Here is a 26,547-nt window from a genome sequence, read left to right as displayed (position 1 = left end):
ATATCTGTTATGAAAATCATTTTTATTTCTTTGCTGGCCGGGTTGCTCGCTGGATGTTCCACCACCTGCCAGGTCAAATCGCCGCCGCAACGCTACGCTTGGGTGACTGGCCTCAAGCCGGACCTGGCCGCGCACTATGAAGATTTGCACGCGCACGCGTGGCCCGGCGTCAACAAGATGATCAAGGAATGTCACATCCAGAATTTTTCGATCCACGAGCGCGAGATTGAGGGCAAACTTTATCTGTTCGCGTATCTCGAATACACCGGCACGAACTTTGACGCCGACATGAAACGCATGACCGATGATCCTGAAACCCAGCGTTGGTGGAAGGAGACGGACCCGTGCCAGTCGCCATTGCCCGACGCCGCCGCGAAAGGAAAAATCTGGTCGGACACGAAGGAGGTTTATTTTCTGCCATGAGCGCCTTGCTGCTTCAGGACAAAATTATTTTCCTCACCGGCGGTTCCGGTGGAATCGGCTGGGATTGCGCGCGCGCGTATGCCGCTGAGGGCGCGAAGGTCGCCATCGCCGCGCATAATGCCGACGCCGTCGCCAAAGCCGCTGCCAATCTCGGCGAAGGTCATCTCGGTCTCGTCTGCGATGTCTCGTGCGATGCTGACGTCGCCGCCGCGATCAAGGAAACACTCACGCGTTACGGCAAGCTCGACGCCGTCCACAACAACGCCGGCATCGCCACGCCTTCAAAACCCATTCACACCACCACCGACGCCGAGTGGGACGAACTTTTTTCCATAAACTTGAAAAGCATCCTGCACACGACGCGCCATGCTTTTTCCGCGTTGGTTGAAACGAAGGGTTGCATTCTCAATACGTCGAGTCTCGTCGGTGTCATCGGCCAGGAAATTCACGCAGCCTATACCGCGACGAAAGGCGGCATGAATGCGCTCACCAAATCCATGGCGCTCGATTACACGAAGTATGGCATCCGCGTGAACGCTGTTTGTCCCGCAGGCGCGTGGACGCCGATGCTTCGTCAATGGTGCACCGAACAACCCGACCCGCGTTCCACCGAACAATACCTGAACGAAATCCATCCGCTCGGTTATTGCCCCGACGGTGACGCCATCGCCGACGCGTGTGTGTTTTTGCTTTCGGACAAGGCACGTTTCATCACGGGCCATTTGATGCACGTGAGTGGCGGCGCTGAACTCGGGTATCGCCGCCTGAAATAATTTCATGATCAAAAAAGTCACCACGCGCGACGCCCGCTTCCCCATCGGCCACGGGCACGGCAGCGACGCCATTCATCGCGATCCGATTTATTCCTACGCCGTGACGCAACTGCACGACGACCGCGGCCGCACGGGCATCGGCCTTGCGTTCACGCTGGGCGAAGGCAATCAACTTGTGTGCGCCGCCGCGCAATTTTACGCGCAGCGACTCATTGGCAAATCCATCGAAGAAATCATGGCGGAATTCGGCGTGCTGCAACGCGCGCTTGCCGATGAACAACAGTTCCGCTGGCTCGGGCCGCACAAAGGCGTCGTGCAACTCGCGCTGGCTTCCGTCACCAACGCGTGCTGGGACTTGTGGGCAAAAACTCGCGACGTGCCGTTATGGAAACTGTTGCTCGACCTTTCCCCCGAGCAAATTCTCGCGACGCTCGATCTTTCCTATCTCGAAGATGAACTGACCGCGCCTTCGGCTCTGGAAATTCTTCGCGCTCATGTGCCGACTCGTTCGTCTCGCACCGGAATTCTAAAAACGGGTTATCCCGGTTACGATACTTCGGTCGGCTGGTTTAACTATGATGACGCGCAGGTTCGCGAAAATTGTAAACGCGCCATCGCCGCCGGTTTTACCGCGATGAAATTAAAAGTGGGTTCACGCGATCCCGAACGTGACTTGCGCCGCGCGCACATCGTCCGCGAAGTCGCTGGTGACAACGCGCGCGTGATGGTGGATGCCAACCAGCAATGGACGCTGCCGCAGGCGCTCGACATCTGCCAGCGCCTCCGCGCAATCAACCCGTTCTGGATTGAGGAACCGACGCATCCCGACGACGTGCTCGGCCACAAGACGCTGGCCGACGCCATCGCGCCGACGAAACTTGCGCTCGGCGAACACGTGCCGAATCGAGTCGTCTTCAAAAATTATTTGCAAGCACGGTGCGCCGGTTTCATTCAGGTGGACGCCGTTCGTGTGGCGGGCGTGAGCGAGTTCATCGCGGTCAGTTTGCTCTCGCGTAAATTCGGTGTGCCCGTCGTGCCGCACGTTGGGGACATGGGGCAACTGCATCAGCATCTGGTTTTGTTCAATCACATCGCGCTCGGAAACGAGGTGGTTTTTCTTGAACACATCCCGCATTTGCGCGAGCATTTTGTGAATCCCTGCAACGTGAGCGGCGGCGTTTATCAAACACCGCAGGACGCCGGCTCGAGTTGCGAGCTGAAACCGGAATGACGACAAACGCGCCGCCCATAGTTGACACTCACGTTCATCTTTGGGATCCCACGCGGCTCCGCTACTCGTGGCTTGACGGTGTCGCTTCGCTGAATCGCCCGTTTCTACCTGCTGATTTCGCCGCTGCCAGCGCCAACGCAAATGTCATCAAAATTATTTTTGTCGAGGCGAGTTGCGAACCGAATCAAGGCCTCGCCGAAGTGGACTGGGTTTCTGGATTGGCAAAAACCGAATCGCGTTTGCGCGGCATCGTTGCCCACGCCTCGCTTGAAAATGGCCTGGCCGTCGAAAGCGAACTTGCCGCCCTCGCGACGCGACCTTTGGTGAAAGGTGTGCGGCGACTATTGCAGGGTGAAACCGATCCCAATTTTCTCCGGCAACCAAAATTCGTCGCGGGCGTGAAACTGCTCGCAAAATTTGGCTTCACGTTCGACCTTTGCATTCGCCAGCACCAGCTTCGCGCGGCCACCCAACTCGTTCGCACGACTCCTGAAGTCAATTTTGTTCTCGATCATTTCGGCAAGCCGGACGTTCGCGGAAAACAAACTGAACCGTGGGCAACCGAATTAAAAGAACTGGCCGCCTTGCCGAATGTCATTTGCAAGTTATCCGGCCTGACCACCGAAGCCGACTTGGAACACTGGCAGTCAGACGATTTGAAATTTTATTTCGCGCGGACGCTGGAATTTTTTGGATACGAGCGGGTGTTGTTCGGCAGCGATTGGCCGGTGTCCACGCTCGCGACGACTTATCAGCGATGGGTTGAAACCGTGCGGGAAATGGTTTCATCCGCTTCTCTCGCCGATCAGGCAAAATTATTTCACGCGAACGCGGAAAGAATTTACCGCATTTAATCCGTTTGGCGCGAAGCTAAAGTCAGCGGACTTTCACCAGACGAAAAATCCTCGCCTGCTTGGCCGCCAACTGAACCGCCATTGATCCGTTGTTGGTTGAAACAGTTCCACCCCACAAGTTCGTCACAATATATTTTCCGTCAGGCAAGCCCGCGCGAGAAAAATCCACCATCTGATTCGTCACAGTCGAATCATAATTAAAAATCGCGATACACCAGCTTCCATTATCATTGCGGACAAAGAGATTTGCGGCACGACTGCCGGTGTTGGCCTCGACGGGCATGAAGGTTTTTGCAGAGCGCGCGACGGCGTTTATCGCGGCGTTCGTGAGAAAAGTGTGCGCACCGGTTTGGCCAGAAACAGAAGTGAGATCATCGCCATTAAGCAGCACACCAGTGACCGCACCACAGATGAGACGACTTTGCGCTTCGTTCGTGTCAATGCCATGGCCGAAGACCATGAGATCGGGATCGTTGAACTCATAAAGGCCATCGAGCCACCAACCATAGGAAACGGCGTTCATCGTGTACTCAGTATCGGTGATCCGCGAACCCTGGGCGTCGCACGCGATCCGGCGGCTGTGGCTGTATTGATAAGGAAACAGGGGCGCGATGGATTCGCTGATGAACATGCGGCCATTGATTTCGTCGAGCAGAAATTGCATGCCTTGATTGTAGGCCTGGATGCCGGTAGTTACCGCCGGATCATAATGTTTGCCCTCGAGCGCGCCGTGCGAAAGAAAATCAATCTTCACAAAATCAAAACCGTAATTGGTAAAGAGATTGATATAATAATGATTGCGCGTGCGTGCGCCCGGATGCGTCGGATCAATCGCAAGACCGCCGTCGCGCTTTTGAAAATTCCCATTGTCGTCGCGTAACAATATATCGCTGTAATGCCACATATTGGTCGTGCCCTCGACAAATGAATTCGCCGCTCTGGCAGCCGAACCGAACCATGCAAATGGCCCCCAATAAACGCCCGCCTTCTGGCCATGCGCATGACAGTGATTGACGAAATCCTGCAACTGCGCGCTGCTGAAATTATTGTCCCAGAAGGCATCAAGGTTGATGTAAACCGTGCCGTCATTCTCAAAATTCGCGGGCATCAAGTTAGTAAAAAAATAATCCGAGACCGCGATAGCGCTCGTGTAATTAATTTTCTTTTGCAGCACACCCCAACTGTTCCAGCCGAACGGCACACCATTCGTCCACGGCAAGCGCGGCGCGAAGTTTGTGTTCTCGACGGCAAAATGTTGCATGGTCACGCGCCAATCGTTGCCGAAGCCGGCGAAAATCGTGGGCGATGAAATCGTATCGCCACTGACAAAACCGTGCGGCGAAACATCCGCGGAATTGGTCGCGCCGCCGAAAACATTCAGCACCTCCAGGCCATTGTTCGTGCCCGCGAAAAAAATGCCGGTCTTCCAGGTGTCATGCGTGACTGAACCAACGACCAGGCCGTTGCGCGAGGTGTTGTCGTAGAACGCGCCGACTTCGTAGCTGGTGGCGGAATTGTTTATGGGCATCGCGTCGTAGCGGACAAAACCATCGTTATCAAATGGTACAACGAGGGCGCGATTATCATTAGTCACGCCGAGAGTGACGCCGCCCGCCGCATCCACCACTAGCGGCCCCATCCAATTTGCCTTGAGATGGCTGCCGATGGCTTCCACGCGAATGAGAAAACTGTCCGGTTGGTCGAGCGTGAAATATTGTTTCATAACCGGCAGATTCGTGCCGGTCGCGGTGACGATCACCTGATTGCTCGCCGCAACGGAATAATTCCAGGAAGTGTAACTGATGCCTTTGACGTGGCCGGTGTTGAAAGTAATGGCGCTATAGAAGGCCGAAATTTTTTTGGCGTTGTTCCAATAGAAATCTGTAGTGCCCGCGCTCAGATCATATTCGAGCCGCACATTGCCATTGGACATGACGAGCTTGTGGCCGGTTTGCTGGAAGGAAGGATTTGCGTGAGGCGATTGCGCCAGCGAAAGAAAAATCGCCGCAAACAAAAATCGGATGAACCACGGGGCTTTCATTGCGCACCAGTCAATCATCGTTCGTGATTATAAGCAAACCGCCGGACTGGATTCAGCCCGGCGGTTCGCACCTGACAACCACTTCCCAAAATGCTTACGGCAGTATTTTGATGGCGTAATAATGTCCCGCCGCGCCCGTCACAATGCCGTTCGTCACGCTAAACGTGCCGCCGGCTGTGAATGAATTGGTGGCGATCGGTGTCCACGTCGAGACCGGCACTGCGGCATTGGTCGAAGTCAGCACGACGTAACTGCCACTGGCCGGACCGCCGCTGCCGCCGAAGACCAGGTTTGTGCCCACGACTTGCGGATTGGCTAAGGCGATCGGCGCAGAGCCAGCAATGATACCAAGGATTCCGTTATTCAGTTGCGACTTGTCCCAGACCAGGCCGGAGCCCGGTGTGTTGGGAACGATTTGTGAAAAATCACCGGAGTAACTCGAAGCGGTGGCGATTTGAAAAGTTTGATTCACGGCATACGGCGCGCCGCTGATGTTGATGAGATTCAAAATGCCGTTGAAGGCGATGCTGGAGCCAGCCTGAATCGAATCATTCACCCCCGTGCCATTGAGCTTGAGGGTCGTGGTGCCGTTCAACTGCACTGAACCACTCGCCGCAATGGTACCGATAGGATTCGCGCCAACACTAATGCCAAGGGTGCTGTTCGTGCCGGCGGGCTCAATGGTCGCGCCGCTGCCGACGACCAGATTGCCGTTGACCGTGCCGATGCCGCCCAGCACTTGCCCACTCGTCAGAGTGAGCGTTCCGTCAGAACGGCCGGAAGCATCAATCTCCACATTCGCGACGGTCGACCCACCAAAGAAAATCGGCGTGCTGTGGCTGATGGAACCATTGCCGATGAGCCCCAGCATACGCCCGCCGCCGAGCACCGTCGGTCCTGCGTACGTGTTGGCCGCGGTGAAGACGAGTTCGTTGTTATAATTATCCCAAACAAAACCACCCGCGCCACCGATGACATTCGTGAAGGTGATCGTGGTGTCGCCCACTTGCAGATGTGTCGGGCCGTTAAGCGTCCACACGCCGCCGTTGGTGACGCCGCCGCTGCCGGAGAAAAAGTTCCAGTTGGCGCCGCTTTCCAATGTGACATTCGCGTTGAAGAGAATGCTCGGACTACTCAGCATCTGTATCAGGCCGCTGGACAGAACGTGAATGTTTTTATTATAGCCGCTGTTCGCGCCGAAATTGCTATCGTAAAAATCCAGTTCGCAGCCGCCATCAACTGTAAGCGTGTTGTTGGGATTGCCGAAAGTATTGCCCATGCCTTTGACGCCAAGTTTGCCGGAGGTGATTTCGATATTGCCGACATTGGTGGACAAATTGACCGTATCCCATTCGCCGTAAACTCCGCTGGCGCGATTGATGGTGATTTTGTACGGGCCGCTAATACTGCTGCCGTCGCCGAGGTCCCAACGCGAGGTTCCGCCGAAAGTGGTATCGCCCACAAGCGTCATGTTGAATACCTGGTCGTACAATTCATAACTTGTGTTGATCAATGCGCCACCCTTGCCGACGCCCACGCCACCGACCGTCAACGGCTGTCCCGTGCTCAACGGGCCACCGGCAAAATCCAGCGTGCCGCCATTGGTCACAGTCATCGCGGCTACTGATTGGAAGGCAAAATTACCGGCATACACCGTGCCGCCGCTGATGTTCACCGTGCCGGTGAAATTCGCCGAGACATTGAGCGTGAGAAGGCTCGTACCCTTTTTGATCAAGCTGCCGGAGCCGGTGATCGGGCCGGAGCCGTTAAAGAGAAAACTGTTTGTGGTGGTATCCACGGTAAAAACACTGGGAGCCACCGCACTGCCGACCGAAACCGTTTGCGGCACGCCGGGCGTATCGTCGAACAAGACCTGATCATTCGTATTGAACGTGACCGTTTGGCCGTTGGCGGTGTTGATCCAGTTGGGCGAAGAACCGGTATCCCACGTGCTCGAACTGCTGCCCGTCCAGCGCAAGGAATTTCCCGCTGCCAACAAAGTGAGCGAAGCGGATGCGCTGTTCGTGCTGCCGTTGGAGTTCGAGACGACGACGTGATAGTTGACGGCGTCCGCGGAGGAAACACCCGAGATCGTGACACTCGCGTTCGTTTTGCCCGACAGCAGCGTCGTCTCGCGATACCATTGATAAGTCGCCGGCAACGCACTGACCGCATTCACATTGAAGGTGACCGAACCACCGGTAAAGGTGGATTGCGACTGCGGCTGGCCAACGATGACCGGCACTGAACTCACCGGGGCGGTGTTCACTTCGCCGATGAAAAAGTGATTCAACACTTGCGCGGGAGTGAGGGCATAATTATAAAGCGCGACTTCCGTGAGGTTGCCGGAAAAATAACGGCCGTTGCCATCGGCGCTGCCGTTGCCGATGCGCCAGGCGTCGGTGAAATTGATTGAGCCGACGTTGTCGGCATTGGTTTGAGTCGGAAATCCGTTGACGTAGAAAAACCAATTCGTGCCATCGTTCACACCGACGATATATACCCAGTTCGTGTCCTGATGGCCGCCGCTCGCTCCGCGAGTTCCATTGGAACCATAGGTTCCGGCAAAATAATTTCCGCCATTCGCGCGAATCGTAATTTCATCAGCGCTCTGTGACTGATCGAAGCCCTTTGCCAGGATGTCGGCGGGACCTTCGCTGGAGTTTGCCGGTTGCGCCCAGGCTTCAAGCGTGATCGGCCCGCTGAAATTCAGCAGCGCCGGATTGGTGGCAATCAGGGAAAGATCTATCTCTGAATCCTGGCCATCGAAAATTCCGGCGTTAGTGATATAGATTGAAGGACCATTCGCGGGATAAACATTGATGGAGTATCCGACATTGCCATTGGTGGTGAGATCAGGCTCGCTGTTGGCGGAATTGACACCGGGATTCACCGCATAAAAAGCCAGCGGATTATCCGCGAGAACGGTGCTTTGATAATCGGCGCGCGCAGCGAATACGAAGATCAATGCCAGCGCGAGCAGGGCAAATAACTTTTTGCAGGTGAGAAGGGTTGAGTTGGTTTTTTTCATAATGATCTGGCGGCGGTTGTCGGTTGAGTTTGAAAAGGATTAAGGGTTTTGTTGGCTGGCGTAGCCATCGGCGAGAAATGCGAGGTCGTGCGGGCAAATGGCCAAATTCGGTTGCGAACCGTTATATTTATTCGGGTCTTGACTCAATGCGTAGGTGATCGTCGCGCCATCCAGCCACTTGTGACTTTCCGCATGGCCGTCCGCCCAGCTAAACGTGCTGGTCCCGCCGTGCCATGAGGCAACGGAATCTTCAAAAGCCGTGGCTGCCGTGACTGGCGGTCCGGGATTGCTCATCACCCATGAACTTTGATTTTCTCCACGCGGATCATTCTCCTCGATCCACAAATAACGCTGGCTTGCGTGCATGACTTCCGCCTGCTTGATGATGGGCGTGTTCGGCGAGTAAATCACGCCGTTGAATCCGCCTGCCCCGGAATAACTCCCAAAAGCGTAATTTCCCGGAGGACCGCTGGGCGTGCCAACGACCGCCGGCACGCGACTACGCGCGTCAGCCGGGCAATGAAGGACATTTGCATTGGGCGCATATTGCCAAAGCGGACCCTGCTGGTAACCCGCCTGAAGATTGAGCATGTCGCGGATGTCCTGCGAACTGCCGAGCGGAATGATCGGCGGAAATGGAGGATTCGCGAAACGCCAGGGTTTGTCGCCAGAGGAATTTAGCGCGGTATCGAAATTGACGATGCGCCCATTACTGTCGTCCGCATACATGGTCCACGCGAGCGCAAGTTGCTTTTGATTGTTCAGGCAGGTTGCGGTTTGCGCCTTCAATTTGGCCTTGGCCAGCGCGGGCAGGAGCAATCCCGCCAAAATTGCAATAATGGCAATGACCACGAGCAATTCAATCAGCGTAAAACCGCGCTGTGAATCTGCCAGGCCATTGCGCTGGCGAAACTTACGTGAAACAACTGTGCACATATATATATGGCTCACCTATCTATTACGAACGGGGCGACAATCCTGAAAATGCAATCGCGCCGATGACACAAGAAGCGCGGTTTGGCCGGCGAAGGATCTGAGGCTGGCGGCGGCGATGCATAGGTCGTGTCATTATTTGGTGAACTTGCAGCAAAGATAGCGCAGGGGCACGCGCGGGTCTTGCGATTCCCTTCGGCGAAGAAGATTGAACATGCAAACGCCGCCAATCCACAGCGGGACTGACGGCGCGAGGGCGAAGAAATATTTCTAAAAAACGATTCGTCCGCGGTCCTGAATCGAACCGCGACGATGCACAACTCAAATTTTATTTTCGCGCAGTTCCCGACTTGGTCTCGATTTTTTCGAGCTTGTGGAGATGCCGCTTCCGATCGAGGCCGCCAGCAAAGCCGCCGAGCCCGCCGCTTTTTTCCACGATGCGATGGCAGGGAACGATGATGGCCACAGGATTGCGACCGGTGCTGGTTCCGGCGGCGCGAATGGCTGCCGGCGCTCCCGCGCGTCGAGCCAGATCGCTGTAACTGATCGTTTCACCAAAAGGGATGCGGGCGATTTCTTTCCAGATTTTTTCCTGGAAATCGGTTCCCGACAACCGCAGGGGGATCGAGAAGCTTGACCGTTTTCCCGCAAAATATTCTCCAAGTTGTTTCGCCGTTTTTTGGAGAACCGGATTTTGGGCATCCAGCGTCCAAGTACGGCTCGCGGCAGGAATATGATCATGGCCCACAAAATAAACACCCGTCAGGGCCGAGACATCCGCCACCAGCATGAGTTTGCCGACGGGGCTTTCGATGATGGAATAATAATTCACGATGTTCTTTTCGTTTTTCCTGGTTGGTTTCATACAAATCACTTTCAGTTTTATTATTCACAAGTTAGCCGGAATCGGACGAATTGCTCGCCATTTTCGGACATGATAATAAATTTATTCTAATGTCCGCAAACGGCTAGCATTCACGCTGAAAAAACTTATGTTGCCCTGGTGAAACCGGAAATCAAATCACATTACAAGGCGCTGCTCGCCCGCGACGCGCGTTTCGACGGGCTCTTTTTCGTCGGCGTGACTTCGACTGGAATTTATTGCCGCCCGATATGCCCGGTGAAGCCGCCCAAGGAAGTTAATTGCCGCTTTTATAATTCCGCGCAGGAAGCGGAACAAGCCGGCTTCCGCCCGTGCCTGCGCTGCCGCCCCGAGTTGGCACCCGGCAATGCGCCTGTGGACAGCAACCAGCGTATCGCACACCTCATCGTCCAGCGGATTGAAGAAGGCGTGGCGCATGAGGAAAGCGCGCTCGAAGCCATGGCCGCAGAATTCAAATTAAGCTCACGCCAGATCCGTCGCATCATCCAAAAAGAATTGGGCGTGCCGCCAATACAATTACTGCTCACGCGGCGGTTGCTGCTGGCCAAACAACTTCTCACCGAAACCAAATTGCCGGTCACGGAAATCGCATTCACCAGCGGCTTCGCGAGCCTGCGCCGCTTCAACGACGCCTTCAGCACCCGTTACGGCATGCCACCGACCCGGCTTCGCAAAAAGGCGATCGAAGGTTCAAGTTCGATAAACGATTCCGGCACGTCAACGCTCCAGCTTGCGTTTCGTCCACCGTACGATTGGGATGGGATTTTAGCTTTTCTCAAGGCGCGCGAACTGAAAGGCGTCGAGTGGGTGACGGACAATTTTTACGCGCGCACCGTGCATCTGGGAGAGCGCAAAGGCTGGATCAAAATCACCCGGGCCGAAAAGAAAAATACGTTGCTGTTGGAATTCACTCATACTCTCGCGCCGGTCTTGCCCACACTCTTGAATCGGGTGCGCGACTTGTTCGATTTGAGCGCGCGGCCGGAAATGATTTCCAATCACTTGGGCAAGGACACCGTGCTCGCCCCCTGGATTAAAGCCAACCCGGGCATGCGCGTGCCGGGCGCGTTTAATGGATTCGAGTTGGGTTTGCGCGCGATTCTCGGGCAACAGGTCACAGTGAAATCCGCGACCACGATTGCCGGGCGGCTCGTGACCGCATTGGGCGAGCCGATCGTGACGCCATTCCCTGAGTTAAACCGGTTAAGCCCCACGCCAATAAAAGTCGCTCGGACAAGCGTGGATAAACTTGCCAAGCTTGGCATCGTCAGCGCGCGCTGCAAATGCCTCATCGCACTCGCGCAGACGCAAATTTCGGGCAAGCTTTCGCTCGATAGCGGCAATCATCACGACCCCGAGGCCACGATCAAACTTCTGGCAGAACTGCCGGGCATCGGCCAATGGACGGCAAATTATATCGCTATGCGCGCTTTGCGCTGGCCGGATGCGTTTCCCAAAGAGGACATCGCCGTGCGCAATAATCTTGGCCGCGTCACGGCAAAACGAGCCGAAGAAATGTCGCAGGCGTGGCGGCCCTGGCGCAGCTATGCGGTGCTGCACATCTGGAAAAATGGAAAAGCCGCAGTTCAATCTGCGGCTGCTGAAAACGGCTAAATGAGCGCTGAAAAATTTTCTTACTTCATCATCTGAAAACGATTTTGAAATGTATCAGCAATGCTCGCGGCGATATTCTTGGCTTCAGTCGCTTTAGGCCCGGCAAAATGTTCGTTAATCGTGGCCTTAAACAAAACAACCCACCGCGAAAAGTGTTCGGGATTGACCGGCAAAACCGCGTGCTTGGGCCAGGGACGGTCTTGATAAGTGTTGGTGCGAAACAACATCGTGCTCCAGAACTTGTACAACAACGGCAGATGCTCCTCCCAATTCACTCTGGCGACGTCGTTGAAAATGGGCGACAACAGATCGTCGGCATTCACCTTGGCGTAGAACGAATCAACCAGCGTCTTGATGTCATCTTCAGTAGTGATGTCCAAAAAGTTTGATTGCATATTTACAGATAATTTATCGGCGATTCAGGAAAGAGCAACCGGAACCGTGACGGCGCATTTTTTAAAAAAATTTTACACAAATTATCAGATTACACGTGTATTCTTTTGTCGCCAGATTGAACGCGGAGCATTTCATGAAAACCATTTCCGAAAATATTCCAGGGTACTCCTACGGGACCGAAGCGGTCGCCAAATCGCCGGTCTCAATGCGTGAGCTTGAGGAACTCAAAATCAGCGTCGGTTTCACGGAGGAAAATCAGCGCTATTTACAACTCGCGGGAAAGGTGCTGGGTGATCAAACCCGGCAAATTGTTGAGCATTGGCGCAGCGGAATCATCGCGAGCATCCCGCATCTCGCGCGGCATTCGCGCACACCCGAAGGAGACGCTATTCCAGAATATTTGAGACAGAGCAATCTTCGGTTTCAACAGTGGATTCTCGACACGTGCCTGCGGCCCTACGATCAGGACTGGTTGAATTACCAGCATGAAATTGCGTTGCGCCATACTTCGCTGAAGAAGAATAAAACCGACGGCGTCCGCTCCACTCCGCATGTGCCGTTGCGCGACATCGTCGCCTTCATGGCGGTCATCAACGAGACCATCAAGCCTTACCTGGCGGCCAAGGGAAATTCCGTTGAAGAGGTGGAAAAAATGCATCAGGCGTGGTGCAGGTCGCTGCAGCTTCAGTTGGCGTTATGGGCAGCGCCTTACACGGACGCACGCCAAGCGCCCAATGAATGGTGATCAAATCCAAGAAGCGTTCTTAACCAATTACTTCATGAAAAAAAAGACGTCTCAGCCGGAAAAATATGATCTCGTCGTGCTGGGCACGGGCGAAGGCGGCAAATACCTTGCCTGGACTTTGGCGAAACAGGGAAAGCGCGTGGCGGCGATCGAGCGAAAATACATCGGCGGTTCCTGCCCCAACATCGCGTGCCTTCCCAGCAAAAATATCATCCACAGCGCGAAGGTCGCTTCCTATTTCTGGCGAAGCGGTGAATTCGGGATCACCAAGGATAATTGCCGTATCCACATGCCCTCGGTGCGCGACCGCAAGCGGGCGATGGTCGCTGGTCTTGTTGACATGCATCTCGCGAATTTCAAATCGAGCGGCGCGGAATTGGTGATTGGCTCGGGACGTTTCACCGGCCCGAAGACGATTGAGGTCACACTGCCCGATGACGGCAAGCGCGTCCTTCAAGGAGACAATGTGGTTATCAGCACGGGAAGCCGCGCGACGGTTGAAGCGATTCCAGGACTGCGCGAATCGAATCCGCTGACGCATATCGAGGCGCTCGATCTGGATCATCTTCCCGGACATCTTGTGATTATTGGCGGCGGTTATATTGGGCTCGAACTTGCCCAGGCCATGCGCCGTTTTGGCAGCAACGTGACCATCGTTGAGCGAAACCCTCGGCTGGCGCATCGCGAAGATTCGGACGTGACAGACTCGCTGCACGAAATTTGCAAAGACGAAGGAATCGAAGTGGTGACCGATGCGCGCATCACGCGGGTCGAAGGAAAATCGGGCGAGTCAATAAAGCTTCACGCGAATCGAAATGGTGCGGAGATCATCATTGAGGCAACGCATCTTTTGGTCGCGAGTGGCCGCACGCCGAACACCAGTGGAATCGGGTTGGAATCGGCGGGTGTGGAATTGACCGACCGAGGCTACGTGAAAGTAAATGAACGTCTTGAAACCACCGCGCCCGGGGTTTGGGCGGTGGGAGATTGCGCGGGCAGTCCGCATTTTACGCATATCGCTTTCGATGATTTTCGCATCGTGCGTGACAACCTCGCGGGCGGTAAGCGAGTGACGACGGGGCGGCAGGTGCCGTTCTGCATGTTCACCGATCCCGAACTTGCACGCATCGGTTTCGCTGAAACCGATGCCAAACAAGGCGGCATTGATTACCGCCTGTTCAAAATTCCGATGACCTCAGTGTTGCGAACGCGAACGCTGTCGGAGACGCGTGGTTTTATGAAAGCGTTGATTGATTCGAAGAGCGATCGCATTTTGGGATTTACAGCTTTTGGATTCGGCGCGGGCGAAATCATGGGCACGGTTCAGATGGCGATGATCGCGCAGTTGCCTTATACGGTGGTGCGGGACGCCGTCATTACCCATCCCACTTTAACCGAGGGGCTAGTCGCGCTGTTTTCGTCCGCGCCAAAAAATGTGACGAGCGTTGATGACTGCGCTTAAGGAACAATCATCAGGCGGTAGAAGCCTTGCGGATTGGTGGCGGCGTTCGTCACGGTGAGGTTGCCGCCGGTTCCCGACGCGGGATCGCCGAGAGTCGTCCAGTTCGTGCTGCCGAGATCGGAGGTGTATTGGATTTGATATTTCGGACCCGCAGGAGCTTGCCATGAGAAGACCGCGTTGGTGCCGGAGACTTGGACCGCGAATGATTTTGAAACGATGGACTGCACAGTCGTCGCGGAAAAGCTGAGGTCGTCAATTCCCAATCCCTGCGCTTTGCCGGACGAATCGGTCATTTCCCAAACCAGCCACAACGCAGCGCCAGCGGGCCAGTTGGTGATCACCTGATCAACGACGGAGAGGGCCTTTTGATTGGCCGGACTCGTGCCAGCAACCGCAACGCCGCCGCTATCGCCTGCGACGGTGGGGAAACTGACGTTCAGCGATGGGAGAAATGCGGTGGCATTGGTGGTCAAGGAATTTAAAGCGCCCGCATCAATGTAATAATGAAATTGCAGCGTCTTGGGGACATTTGATTGCCGCCAGACTTCGCCAGTGACATTCACGGTGATGCAATCGAGCGGGCCGCCGGTTTGGTTGACTATTTTTGCGGCAAAGCCGGTGAACCCCGTGGTGCTGGTCGCGAGCAAACCGAGGGCGCGGTTCAGACTATTCGGCGAGCCGAAACTTAAAACACCGCCGGTGGTTTGATCACCATCGGTCGCGCCGAACCGCGTGCCGACACTCGCGGTTGGGTCCGCCATGCCATACCAACCGGCCAGTGCGGAATCGCCGAGACCGCCGATGCTACCGCTGGCGAGCGCAGGGAAAGCAAAGTCGAAGGGGTTGGCCAGCGAATAGGTTGTGCCATTGATGGTCACCGGATTGGCGGTGTTGACGGAGGTGGAACCGGGGTCGGGCAACGAATCAAAATTTTGGGAATAAATAGTTCCGGCGCTCAAATACGAAATGAACGAATGCGCGGGCAGCCCGAGAGCATTGTTGGGAGCGCCCGGCGTGGCGTCAAAGAATTGCTCGCGGACAAAACTTTGCCCGTCAGGAACCGAACCGTAGGATTCGTTCGCCGGGAGATTCGTATAATCCACGTAGTCGAGCACTTGCGGCTGGCCGTTGTAAAGGCGGCTCAAGGCCAGCGAGCCAGAAGGATTCGACAACGTGAAATTGGCGTGCGGTTCATTGGTGGTGGAGAGATTCACTGCACTGTCGGCAAAAATTATTTTGAACTCGCCGGGATTGATGACCGCGTTCGAGGGAAACGCCCATTGCGTCAAATTATTATAATTGCTGGCGAGATAGAGATTCTTCAGAGAAACGACCGCCGTGCCGGGATTATAAAGTTCGAGCCAGGGAGTGTGATTGCCAGCACTGTTGACAATGCTGGTGACGTTGCTGGCCTCGAGTTCGTTGATCCACAGTGGTGGGAACGGAGTGATGGCGGCGAACGCGGTGTTGCGCGCGCCCGGAGTCGGCGAGCCGCTGACCCAATTTCCCGCGCGCCAGTTGTCCTGATGCGGATCCACCAGTTGCAAAGACTTGCCGGTACCGGAGGTGTCCGCGGGCCAAGGCGCAATATTTTCGTATTGCACTTCGGCGATGACGAGATTGCTTCCGCCGTTGGGTTGGAGAAGGCTCAGGTTTTGTGCCGGGAGCAATGTGCCGGAAAAGGTATCGAATATGGGAATCGTCGCGCCATAAGCGCCTGCGAAAGCCTGGCGATTTGCCACCAGCATCAGAAAGCTGTTCGATTGGATGAGCGAACCCGCCGGGAACGTGTAACCGATGCCGGGTAATTGCCAGCCGGACAGATCAAAAGCGAGGTTGCTGGAATTGTTATAGAGTTCGACGTATGCGGAGTTGGGAACGATAGGATCGAACATGATTTCGTTGATCACTACCTGGCCGGATGGCGATGCGGCAGACCCAGTGTAAATCGCATTGATCGTGCTGCCCGTGCCGGAGATCGGCTGGCCGTGGATGTCCACGGCCACGACGGTCAACTGATTCGTGCCCGGCTTCAGAGGAACAGCAACGACCCAATTCGTGACGGTCGTCCACGTGATCGGCCACGGCTCGCCATTAATCAGGACGGTGTCCACATTCACGGGCGCGACGCCGGTCACGTAGGCCACGTCGTTGCTTACGACGGGAGGATTGATTGCGAAGTTGGTGGCGTTTTCGACCGCGAGTTGCGCGGCGATGCTCACTTGCGCCTGGGCAATCCACGGGAGAATGGTCGTGCCGGGATCCTGAGCGGTAACGCCATTGTTGATGAAGGCCTGATATTTTGCATTCACCAGCGGCGCGGTGTTGGCCACGTTGAGCGGCCCGTTGATCAATTCCTGCAAGGCGCGCCAATACATGCGGCGGAACGTGGGGTTATTATAAATGGCGGCCATGTTGGTGTCCACCGTGCCGACATTGAAAAGATTTTGCCCGGGCAGCCATGATTCCGGGCCGCCGAGATCAATGTTGAAATCCCACATCATCAGAGAATATTTCGTGCCCGCTGTGCCAATGTAGCCAAAAAGATTTTGGCTGATCTCGGAGCCGAATGAATCCAGATTGCCAGCGGCGTGATTGCCGGCAAAAACGCGCATCCAATTTTCCATGTCGGCGATGTTCTCCATATTGGCGACATAATTTGGCGTGGTGGATGAATTGGCCGCGTCCACCAGCGAAAACACATTCGTATAGTCGCTCGCGGAATCCGGAGTACGGCGCATCTCGAACATGTACCGATAACGGGCGGTTTTCTTCATGCCGCCGGTGGTCGTGTAAGGAAGGATGTTGCAATACGATTCCGCGCTTTCACCCAAGCTGCTGCCGGAAAGCGTCGGGGCGAATTCGAACCACGGCTGCATCTTGTAGAGGAACCCGCCGCTGTCGTTCGGAAAATATTCCTTTACCATGTCGCCATCGGGAGCTTGCGAATCCTCCATGAGCGCGCCGCGCCGGTTGCCATTGACATAGACGGCGACATCGCGGCGGCTGAGCCACGGGACGCCGAGGGCGCGCATAAACGTGTAGGAAGTCTGCTCGCGCTGGAGCGTGAGATCATCGCCGGGGCTGTTGCCGGGCTGATGGATTTTGTTGAATGAGGTCGCGCCCAAAAATTTATCGTCGTCATTGAAAACCCATTTGTAATGACAGAGGTTGCCATTGGGCGTGTTGAATTCCTGATGAAAGGGACTGCCGGCAAAGCGGCCCTGCATATTATAAATGACCCGCGAGCCGTTGACGAACGTGCAATCGTTTCCTTCATTGCTCAAATCCCCCAGCGCGGTCCACCGCGCGAAGTTGGTTTGGGTAAGCCACAAATGATAGACGCCGAAACTGCCGCCGGGATTGCCGTCGCCGAATAGCACGACGCATTCGCGCACCGGGGAATTGTCCGGGAGCAAGGATGGAAAACGCGTGGCTGCACCAAACTTGTCTGTGGCGGAAATGTAAAACGCCGCCACGACATTCGCCGATTGACCGGGAATGGTGGCGCTGAAAATACCGTCGCCCGCGATGGCGTCGCCGCCGGTGCCGTCGTCGTGCATGGCAACCGCGACATAATTCGTCGAGGGATCAATGCGATAGTTCAACGTCAAATTTTGCAAGCCGTCGGGATCGTGGATATTGGCTGTGATGACGACGTTCTGCGCGGCGGCGGGAACCGTCGGAAAGTGAGTGACGTTGTAAATGGCGGGACCGGCGTTGGTGACTGCGTGGCTGTTGACAGCGCCGGGCGTGCCGAGGTTCGCTGGAATGGGAAGCGCTCCGGCTGCTTCCAGCCAGTTTCCATTCAAGCGCAACAATACTTCCGGCCAGCCGCGAATCCAGCGCGCCTTGAATCGCAGCGTCGCCATCTTCCCAGCCCCGAGCGTGTTGGCGTTTAACAAAACCTGGCAGGAATTATCGCCCGTGAAAATGCGGTCGCTGCTGCGGACATGGAGCGAATGGCTTCCGGCGAATCCGATGTTTTCGAGCGATGAACGCACATGACAACCTTGCGGGACCCAGTTTGTCAGGCCATTTTCAAAATCGGGATTGGAAACATAATTGACGCCGTTGGTGTCATCCACTTCGACGTTATCCACCAGGCATTCGCCGACATCGAGCAATCCCACTTGCGCGTGCATGATGCTGGATTCGAAGTTCGCGCCGTTGTCCAGCACGCCGGTGGTTTCGATATTCACCCACGCGGATTTTTGCGTATCATCGCTATCGGCCCAGTTGGCGGCGAGGCGATGGTTGGAATGCGCGTCCAGCAATTCAAGACTGCTGCCGCCGCCCGAAGACCATTCTCCCCAGCGTCCGCCGATCCCGTAAGTCACTTCGTCCTCGACGACATAGATGGTGTTGGAGCCGTTTAAAGTTTGCGGCATCGCCAGCGCGACCCGCTCGCCGTTGTGCGAAAGTTTGCTGTTGTAATTACCAATGGTGTTGGCGGAATTCAGGTTGGAATATTTCGCCAGCAGATTCGTCACGTTGCGCGAAACTACGAGATACCCATTGGCGGGGATGATTGTGTTCGTTGGAAAAGTGAACGTAATTCCCGAAGTAAATTGCCAACCGCCGAGGTTCACGCTGTTGGAACCCTGGTTGTAAAGCTCGATGTATTGATCGTCGTCATTTTCGGTAATCGGATCGTACATCAATTCGTTGATGACAATGTTGCCGATCAGGATGCTGCTGTTATTTGTGGGGGGGGTGGGTGTGGTGAGACGGTAAAAATCATTCGCGCCATCGGGCGAGCGGCCAAAGGAGGAGGCGTCCGCCTGCGCTTCAAATTGCACCGCATCCAAGATGCGGCTGTGATCGGGATTGATGAAATAAACCGTGCCGCCACCGCCGTTCATCGTGAAACCGAGTTGGGATTGGTTGAATGAAATAAAACCGGAAGCCGGAATGATGGTTCCCTGCGGGCAGGTGAATTTATTCGCCGATGCGTCATCCGTCAGCACACAGCCCGAGATGTCGCACGGCGCCGCGCTGTGATTATAAAGTTTGATGAATTGCGGCACGTTCACATTTTCGGAGTGAGGCAGGATTTCGTTGATCACCACATTCCGGAAGGGACTTGGGCGAAAGGCTTCCTGCGTTCCTGGCGAGCCGCCGACGGCATCGCTGATGGACCAGGCGCGGGGGTCACCTTCGCCGTAAGTCGGATGCGCCAGCACAATCGAATGGCCCTCACCATCCGCGCCAATCGGCCATGGATTCAAATTCGAATACGGAACGGTCAGCAATACCGCGCCATGTTCATCAATCAATTCCAGCGTCTCAGATTTTTTCAGGCTGCCGGTGTACGGTCCCATGACATTCGTGATGCCATAGACATTTTGAATGCCCGACGGCGAAGCGGCGATGATGAGGAATGAACCGGCGCTCATCACCGTGCCGGGCGGGAATGTGTAATTCATGTCCGCGCAAGTCACCTGATAGCCACTGATATCGAAGAACCAGGGATTAGAATTATAAAGTTCGATAAACTCAATATTGTTGCCGTCGGTGCGCGCCGCCGGTTTGTACATGATCTCTGAAAAGACGATTCCCGATTTGCGGCTGCACGGGCCGAGAGTTTCGCTGGGATTCACGATGGTGCCGGTGGGCGCGGTATTGGGGACGGTTGAAATATTCGAGAACTGCGCTGTGGTAGATTGCGCCGAATTGTGACTGCTGACCGCGTAACCGAGATAGATTTGGTTCGACATCACAATCGTGGCCGCGCCGAGCGAAGTCCAGGTCAGTCCGTCATAACTGGCGAACGCGGTGAAGACATTTGCCGCGCGTTTCAATCGCAGCCAAGTGTCGGGATAATTCACAGGAAAATTTCCAGCGGTGGTGGATGGGCCATTCGTCGCGAGGCGCGATTCCAAAAAGGAACCATTCATGCCGGGCGTCGCCAGCGAGGCCGCGAACGGACTGCTCGGCGCGAGGGTCGCACGGGCCATCAAACCGGCTTTTGCCCAAAGGTCGAACAAGCCGAGGCTGGAAAGTTTCACGCTGACATCAAAATCGCCGGTGATGAGTTCGTAGCCAAACTGAAATTGGTCGTTGGTGCCGCCGATGTCCGAGCCGTTGCCCGAAACCGTCAAGCCACCTGGCGTTCGCACTTCACCGCCGGTTGAGGGAGGATTGCCGATGGCATCCGGCGTGAAAACACTGGCGACAAACTGGGCATGAGAATTCGCAGCGATCACATTTCCCGCCGCGGTCTGGTCTTGCAGATTATTCACGGTGGCCAAATAGGAAGTTCCATCAACCATCGGACTCACGGAGAGAAGGATATTGCTTTGTGAGTTGTCGAGGTTCGCGGCAGAGATGGCAAGCGCACCGTTCGTGCTGGAAACTGAAAAGTTCGCAAGGTTCGTCGCCGTCGCGATGCTGATGCGTTTGTTAAATGCCAGCAACACTTCGTTCAAGCCGAGCGAATTTGCGTTGAGCAAAATTGGGGAGTTGGTATCCGCGATGACGGTCAGCGTCACCACACTGCTCGTGACGCTGTAATGCGTGCTGCCGATCAGGTTGGCCGCAACCATGTAAAAACTGGATTGATTGTCCGCGAGCGCGGCGGATGGAATGTTATAAATGGAATTTGTCGCCCCGGCGATTGGGTTATTATTTTTATACCATTGCACGGCTGGCGCGGGGCTGCCGCCCGCGTAAGAAGTGAAACTCACCGGGGAAAGTTCAATCACACTGGCAGGCGAAGGTTGCGATACGATCACCGCTGGCGATGGCGGCGCAAGAATTCCACTGACTGCATAGATCGCCGTCGCGCCGGTTCCCGCAACTTGATCAAAGGAAAGACTGACAAGTCCCTTGTTGGTCACGCCGTACAAGGCATTCAAATCAATCGTGGTTTGATAAAACCGCGGGTCTTCGGTGCTGGTCCCCGCCATGCCGTCAGTCGCGCCGGTGGACAGGCTGATGCGCTCGACGCCGCCCAGCGCGTAGCCGGTATTGTTAAACCAATCGGGCGCGTAGAAGTTGGTCACAAGCGTGGTGCCGTCGGAAAATTGCAAGGACATCGTGCCATTGCCACCGCCGCTGGCGGAATTGGCGATCAAGGCAATCCGGCCATAGACGGCCGGAGTGGTCAGCGTCAGCGTGCCGGAGGAAATGCCCGTGTCCGAACTCAACGCGAGCGCATTATTATTTGTGTAAGGCTGAAACTGGAATTGCGTGCCGTCAATGAGACTGAGAAACGAACCATTCAGCGGCATCCCGTAACTCGTGCCGGCAAGGCCGTTTTGATAAAAGGCCTTGCCCTCGTTCGGATTTAATTCCTGGGCATAACTTTGGTAAGGCGCGGCTCCCGCAGTATTCTCAATGACCACGTCGAGATTGAAACCTTTCACTATAATCGGCTTCATCACCGGAACAACGGTGAGCGTGGCCTGAGTACTGGTGGCGGTATAAGTATGGTTGCTGAAGAAATTAGCGGCGACGGCCTGGAACTTCGCTTGATCATCCGACAACGACGCGGCGGCGATGCTGAAGACCGGATTCGTCGCGCCTAGGATCGCCGATCCATTTTTGTACCATTGAATGGAAGGAACGGGATTGCCGGTAACGGAGACGTTGAAATTGACGGACGACAATTCGTTGACTTGAACACTGGCGGGCTGGCTCACAATGACGGGCGGAGTGAGCATCGAGGTTGCCAGTTCACCGCTGACGGCAAAGATGCCAGTGGACTTGGCCACGGAGGGCATTGAAAACGTGATGCTCACCAGTGGCTGGTTGGCCGCACCGAGCATCGCGTTCAGATCGAAGGTTGTCTGATAAAACCGAGGGTTGGTCCCTCCGCCACTTTCCGAACCGGTGCTGATGCCGATGCGGTTCATTCCCGCCAGAGCCACGTTCGTCACGTTGTTGAACCAATCGGGCGCGAAGTAAGTGCCCGTGATAGTGCTGTTGTCGCTGAACTTAAACGTGATGGTGGCCGCGCCGGAACTGTTGCCATTGGCAGAATTGGCGATGACCGCGATACGAAGGTAAGTCGCGGGCGCTGAAAGCGTCAACGTGCCGGAGGAAATGCCGGTCTCGCTGCTAAGCACCAAAGCATTGTTTGTGGTGTACGGCTGAAGTTGAAACATAGTGCCGTCACCGATGGCGCTCGTGAACAAACCGGTCGCAGGCAAACCGGCGGTGTAGTTTGGAAGGCCATGCTGATAGTAGCCATTTCCTTCACCCGGGCTGAATTCCAGCGCGGCGGCGCTGTAGGGTGGGCCGGGCGTACTATTCTCAATGACGAGGTCGCGGTTGAATCCGGTCATCGCAACGGGCGTCATGTTGGCGGCGACTATTTTTGGCGCGCGTAAAAATAATAGAGTGAAAACGGTGAGCGCGAACAACAAGTTACGAGCCGGTGACCGCGAAATGGAGATTACAGCAAACGGAGGGGTCATTGAGTTATATATGGCATCTTTCAGTGAGAAAGTCAGCCTCTTTCTCCTACTTGCTGCCTTTAATTTGATTATAATTTTGTAATAAATGTGCCGCCGCGACTTATAAGTGGGCTGACAGCACTTACTATCTCGTCAAGGATGCTTCAACCGGTATAAGCGATTGGATGAGGAAATCGCGTCGGTGAATTCCACACTCCCCAACGCCGCCGGAACAGTGACAGTTTGAAGGGGCGACCATTGCGGATTAGAAATATTATCGGCGGCTTCGACGGTATAAGTCGTGCCCGGCACGCCGGTGAAAGACATCGTGACCGTTCCATTGGTGGCCTGCGTGGAAGTGAAAAAGCTCATCGGGCCGGGGCGCAACATCACACTGCGCTGGGTGAGGCGCGGGGCATTCGGACTGTAATACCAGAAAGTCCGAAAATCGTAATGCGTGCCGGCGACGGCGTTGAAATTCAGGGAGAAAGTTTGGTAACGCACGTTCGCGAATTGATTGCGCGTCAGGTTCGCCGAAGCCATCACTGTCGCGTGGTCCAAATCATATACGGAGATGGCAGCCACAGTAGAATTATCCAGATTGAAGTTGTCCACCCGCAATTCAAATTGAGCAACATAATCGCCGGTGGGAATTTCTTTCGTGCCAGGTCCGCGCACCAGAAATGCCGATGCTTTATCGCGAATTGGATCCGCCTCCCAGCCTTTGAATCCATCGAAGCGTCCGGTGTCATGCGTGAGGTTTGCCGCCGTCCAATTCACCAAGCCATCCACCGTCACATCACTCAAAATCAGGGTCGGCGCGCCGGCGAGGTTGTTCCAGAACACGCGAAACTCCAGCGGGTCGAGCGTGGTTGAGTTCGTGAAAAGCAAAACAAAATCGTGCGGGCGATTGGTCTCGGCGAAAGCGTTCCACGAAACATTTGCGCTGGCGAGAGTCGTATTGCTTGTGTCGTCGAGCACAGAAATTTGGGCGAGATTTGCGGGCGAGTTGCTCAAGGCGTCCACGGCAATTTGAAAATGTGCCGCGTGCATACCGGCGGACAAATAGGAAATGGATGGGCCGTATTGAAGCAGCCCCGGCGCGGCGGTATTGCTGGGATTGCATGACCATCCCAGCGAACCATTCGCGAACCCAAGCGCATGGCTGAATGCCGGATCGCCGGAACCTTTCGCGAACGGGAGCGATGTCGTAACCGGTTCGGCCAGCGCACTGACAGACATCAACGCCGAACTTTGCCGCGCGGCGTCCTCGGCGTCGGGAGCGGCGTACCATTTCAAGCCCAGTTGATTGAAAACATTTCGGTCATTGAACCAAATCGAATGCGCATTCTGATGAAGAAAATTGTAGTAGGAAGTCGAACGCGTCTCGTCATAAAGATAGGCGAGATGCCGCATGAAGACGCCTTTGAATTGAGGAACATCACCACCGCCGCAGCCGCCCGTTTCGCAAGGCTCTTCGAGCACGCCGAGGTTGTTCACGAGCGTGCTGATAGTGGCGTTGGCGATGGAAATGGCGGTGTTCAAATAATTTGAATCGCCCGTCACTTTGTATAAATCTGTAAGGCCGCCAAGGATGACGCCTTGATTGTAAGTCCAGGTGGTTTCGCCGTTGTTTTGGCAGGAAGAATTCAAGCCGTCGTTGATGAGATGCTGGGCGTTGATCATGCCGCTGGCCTGGAACCACGACCATTCGTTGGTGGCCCAATAAAAATAACTGCCGACGCCGGCATCACCGGGAGTGCGTTGATGCAGCCGGATCGCCGTGAGCAGGAAAAGCTCGTTGGCGATGGCGTTTTTATATGTCTTGTCCTTGCTCCACCAGATGCCGCCATTACAGGTCGAAAGGTCCCAGCCATTCGTCAGGTCGGCGAAGATGGTCTTCGACATGTTCAAAAATTTTACGTTGCCGGTGAGGTCGTACGCGTGAATCCAGGCATTCGCCCACCACCCTTCGTCGTCATAATAATCGTTGAGGAAATTGCCGCCAGAATTCAAGTTGAAGGTATTGGTAAGGATGGCGAGGTATTGCAAATCGTTGTTCGCGGCGATGTCGTTTTCGACCGCCTCGATGCAATTTGCCGAATTCCACCAGCCGGTGGTGTTCCACAAGCCGCTGGCGTTGTACCATTGCTGGAGAGATTGGACGGCCGCGCCAGTGTTCATGTTGAAATCGTCCCGCGCGAGCAAGAGCGTGGACGTTCCGCCGCTGACGGAAAAGAGGACCGCGCTGGAACTGCTGCCGCCCGAGAGCCAGGTGAACGCGATGTTAGTGACAGGACTCGTCGTGGACAGCGGCACGTCAATCGCGTACAGCCGGGGATTGCTGGCATTAATGGAATCCACGGTTTTGGAACTGACATTCACGCGGCCATTGGCATAAAAAGCGACCGGCGCTCCGTAAAACCAATCCGGAACCGCAAAGGAACTGCTTTCAATGACGCCATTCGCATGATGCAGACTGTAGCCAACGGTGACGGGGCCGTTGCCGGAACTCACCAGAAATGAGAGCGCCGAATAACTCGCCGGTGTGACCGGAACGAAGTTGCCGGTGGGGGCATTCGACGTCAGCAGCAGGGCATCCTTCGCGGCGTAACTCGGAGCCATGACATACAGATGATCGGGCGCGGTGACGTTGGTAAGAATGGAACCGGCGGGCGGCAGACCGGTCGTGGGCGCTGTACGGACGAAACCATTTTCGTACCAGGTATTCGCGGTGTTGGCATTGCCGGTGTCCATTGTGCTGGTCGTGTATCCTGAAAGATTTCCCGATGCGCCCGCAGTGGCTTCGATCACGATGTCTTCATTGAAACCGGTCACCGCAATCGGATTGAAATCCGCCGTGGTGGAACCGCTGACGGCGAAGATGGCTCCCTCTCCGGTGCCAGAAACGTAAGAGAAATCAATGCTCGTGACTGGTGATGCGCTGTTCGCGAGCATGATGTCCAATGAGTAAAGCCGGGGATCGTTGCCGCTGACATTGCTGAAAGCGAAGGTGCCAACGTCCACCCGCCCGTTCGCCGTCCACGCCGGATTGGCGCCGTTGAACCAGTCAATGATGGTTCCGTTGCCAGTCTCGGAAGCGCCGCTCTGATGATGGACGGTATAAGTGAAGACGATGCCGTTGTGTCCGCCACTTTCCAAAAAGGAGAGTTTATTATATGCGGCGGGCGAAGTGAGCGTGAGAGTCGCGCGAGAAATCGTGGAATCAATGAGGACTGCATCCGGGGCGGCATAGCTCGGCGCCATGATATAATGGTGATCGGCTGCGCTTTGGTGAGTGAAAGTCGCGCCAGCGTGGGGCAATCCGGTGGTTGGGCTGCTCACGTTATAGCCCTGCTCATACCAACTGGTGGCGGAGTTTCCCGTTCCGCTGTCCATTGAGGCCGTGGTATATCCACCGGCGATCAACGGGGCGGGCGCGGTTCGTTCGACGACGACATCCTGATTGTAACTGCCGCCGGTCAAAGCGATCGGTGAAAAAGCCGCAACCGCCGTTAGGCCGGAAGCAAGCATGACGGCAAGACAAATACCAGCTTGTTTCGTGAACAGTTGCGCGGTCATCGGATAGCCCTGACTTGTAACATAAAATATCCCTGCTCGCAATCCGAAAGACTACCTACCGACGTGACCCGATTTTAGGTTTTTCAGACCCGATTTATGTAACTTGGTACTGGGTTTTCCATAGCTTGTAAAAGGCGTGTAATAAAAATTTTCCCTTGCAAATGGAGACTTACTTTG

Annotated in this window: 14 protein-coding genes; 7 read left to right on the top strand and 7 right to left on the bottom strand. The window is 55.3% G+C overall.

What is annotated here, in order from left to right:
- Positions 1 to 9: 9 nt before the first annotated feature.
- From VH413_13555 to VH413_13540, 4 genes are read left to right on the top strand one after another with little or no spacing between them, the layout of a single operon-like run.
- Positions 10 to 423 carry an L-rhamnose mutarotase gene (locus VH413_13555; protein ID HEX3799717.1) on the top strand — a complete coding sequence of 138 codons (414 nt, stop codon included), beginning with the start codon at positions 10 to 12 and terminating at the stop codon, positions 421 to 423.
- Positions 420 to 1,196, top strand: a complete 777-nt coding sequence (locus VH413_13550; GenBank protein ID HEX3799716.1) for an SDR family oxidoreductase — start codon at positions 420 to 422, stop codon at positions 1,194 to 1,196. Before VH413_13555 ends, VH413_13550 begins: the two co-directional genes overlap by 4 nt.
- Positions 1,197 to 1,200: 4 nt before the next feature.
- Positions 1,201 to 2,427, top strand: coding sequence for an enolase C-terminal domain-like protein (locus VH413_13545; protein HEX3799715.1), 1,227 nt, complete (start codon positions 1,201 to 1,203; stop codon positions 2,425 to 2,427).
- Positions 2,424 to 3,281: an amidohydrolase family protein gene (locus tag VH413_13540; protein ID HEX3799714.1), complete on the top strand. Its 858-nt coding sequence runs from the start codon at positions 2,424 to 2,426 to the stop codon at positions 3,279 to 3,281. Before VH413_13545 ends, VH413_13540 begins: the two co-directional genes overlap by 4 nt.
- Positions 3,282 to 3,303: 22 nt before the next feature.
- Here VH413_13540 and VH413_13535 read toward each other — a convergent pair whose 3' ends face one another.
- The 4 genes from VH413_13535 to VH413_13520 form a co-directional block, all read right to left on the bottom strand.
- The gene (locus tag VH413_13535) at positions 3,304 to 5,322 is read right to left on the bottom strand and encodes a hypothetical protein (protein ID HEX3799713.1); all 2,019 of its coding nucleotides are present in this window, start codon (positions 5,320 to 5,322) and stop codon (positions 3,304 to 3,306) included.
- A gap of 94 nt (positions 5,323 to 5,416) precedes the next feature.
- The gene (locus VH413_13530; protein ID HEX3799712.1) at positions 5,417 to 8,353 is read right to left on the bottom strand and encodes a LamG-like jellyroll fold domain-containing protein; all 2,937 of its coding nucleotides are present in this window, start codon (positions 8,351 to 8,353) and stop codon (positions 5,417 to 5,419) included.
- A 39-nt stretch (positions 8,354 to 8,392) separates the two neighbouring features.
- On the bottom strand, positions 8,393 to 9,289 hold the full coding sequence (locus VH413_13525) for a prepilin-type N-terminal cleavage/methylation domain-containing protein (protein HEX3799711.1): 897 nt from the start codon (positions 9,287 to 9,289) through the stop codon (positions 8,393 to 8,395).
- Positions 9,290 to 9,614: 325 nt separating this feature from the next.
- A complete protein-coding gene (locus VH413_13520) occupies positions 9,615 to 10,151 on the bottom strand; it encodes a methylated-DNA--[protein]-cysteine S-methyltransferase (GenBank protein HEX3799710.1) in 537 nt (178 codons plus the stop codon).
- Between the two features lie 135 nt (positions 10,152 to 10,286).
- Here VH413_13520 and VH413_13515 point away from each other — a divergent pair, with 135 nt between their 5' ends.
- The gene (locus VH413_13515; protein HEX3799709.1) at positions 10,287 to 11,783 is read left to right on the top strand and encodes an AlkA N-terminal domain-containing protein; all 1,497 of its coding nucleotides are present in this window, start codon (positions 10,287 to 10,289) and stop codon (positions 11,781 to 11,783) included.
- 20 nt (positions 11,784 to 11,803) lie between these two features.
- Here VH413_13515 and VH413_13510 read toward each other — a convergent pair whose 3' ends face one another.
- A complete protein-coding gene (locus VH413_13510; GenBank protein HEX3799708.1) occupies positions 11,804 to 12,178 on the bottom strand; it encodes a group III truncated hemoglobin in 375 nt (124 codons plus the stop codon).
- Positions 12,179 to 12,312: 134 nt separating this feature from the next.
- Between VH413_13510 and VH413_13505 the strand changes: the two genes are divergently transcribed.
- Positions 12,313 to 12,924, top strand: a complete 612-nt coding sequence (locus tag VH413_13505) for a protoglobin domain-containing protein (protein HEX3799707.1) — start codon at positions 12,313 to 12,315, stop codon at positions 12,922 to 12,924.
- Between the two features lie 34 nt (positions 12,925 to 12,958).
- Positions 12,959 to 14,386, top strand: coding sequence for an FAD-dependent oxidoreductase (locus VH413_13500; protein ID HEX3799706.1), 1,428 nt, complete (start codon positions 12,959 to 12,961; stop codon positions 14,384 to 14,386).
- On the opposite strand, the gene VH413_13495 is transcribed toward VH413_13500, so the two are convergent.
- Together VH413_13495 and VH413_13490 are read right to left on the bottom strand one after the other, a co-directional pair.
- The gene (locus tag VH413_13495; protein ID HEX3799705.1) at positions 14,383 to 22,692 is read right to left on the bottom strand and encodes a lamin tail domain-containing protein; all 8,310 of its coding nucleotides are present in this window, start codon (positions 22,690 to 22,692) and stop codon (positions 14,383 to 14,385) included. The two genes, VH413_13500 and VH413_13495, sit on opposite strands and share 4 nt — an antisense overlap.
- 249 nt (positions 22,693 to 22,941) lie before the next feature.
- The gene (locus VH413_13490) at positions 22,942 to 26,370 is read right to left on the bottom strand and encodes a glycoside hydrolase family 76 protein (GenBank protein ID HEX3799704.1); all 3,429 of its coding nucleotides are present in this window, start codon (positions 26,368 to 26,370) and stop codon (positions 22,942 to 22,944) included.
- Positions 26,371 to 26,547 lie beyond the last annotated feature (177 nt).

The sequence above is a fragment of the Verrucomicrobiia bacterium genome, from assembly GCA_036268055.1.
Classification (GTDB): domain Bacteria; phylum Verrucomicrobiota; class Verrucomicrobiia; order Limisphaerales; family Pedosphaeraceae; genus DATAUW01.
The sequence above is the reverse complement of the archived record's forward strand: the minus strand, read 5'-3'. Positions and strand labels throughout refer to the sequence as shown.

Coding starts and splice junctions, on each gene's coding strand:
- VH413_13555 (HEX3799717.1), top strand. CDS start 10: ATGAAAATCATTTTTATTTCTTTGCTGGCCGGGTTGCTCGCTGGATGT.
- VH413_13550 (HEX3799716.1), top strand. CDS start 420: ATGAGCGCCTTGCTGCTTCAGGACAAAATTATTTTCCTCACCGGCGGT.
- VH413_13545 (HEX3799715.1), top strand. CDS start 1,201: ATGATCAAAAAAGTCACCACGCGCGACGCCCGCTTCCCCATCGGCCAC.
- VH413_13540 (HEX3799714.1), top strand. CDS start 2,424: ATGACGACAAACGCGCCGCCCATAGTTGACACTCACGTTCATCTTTGG.
- VH413_13535 (HEX3799713.1), bottom strand. CDS start 5,322: ATGAAAGCCCCGTGGTTCATCCGATTTTTGTTTGCGGCGATTTTTCTT.
- VH413_13530 (HEX3799712.1), bottom strand. CDS start 8,353: ATGAAAAAAACCAACTCAACCCTTCTCACCTGCAAAAAGTTATTTGCC.
- VH413_13525 (HEX3799711.1), bottom strand. CDS start 9,289: ATGTGCACAGTTGTTTCACGTAAGTTTCGCCAGCGCAATGGCCTGGCA.
- VH413_13520 (HEX3799710.1), bottom strand. CDS start 10,151: ATGAAACCAACCAGGAAAAACGAAAAGAACATCGTGAATTATTATTCC.
- VH413_13510 (HEX3799708.1), bottom strand. CDS start 12,178: ATGCAATCAAACTTTTTGGACATCACTACTGAAGATGACATCAAGACG.
- VH413_13505 (HEX3799707.1), top strand. CDS start 12,313: ATGAAAACCATTTCCGAAAATATTCCAGGGTACTCCTACGGGACCGAA.
- VH413_13500 (HEX3799706.1), top strand. CDS start 12,959: ATGAAAAAAAAGACGTCTCAGCCGGAAAAATATGATCTCGTCGTGCTG.
- VH413_13495 (HEX3799705.1), bottom strand. CDS start 22,692: ATGACGCCCGTTGCGATGACCGGATTCAACCGCGACCTCGTCATTGAG.
- VH413_13490 (HEX3799704.1), bottom strand. CDS start 26,370: ATGACCGCGCAACTGTTCACGAAACAAGCTGGTATTTGTCTTGCCGTC.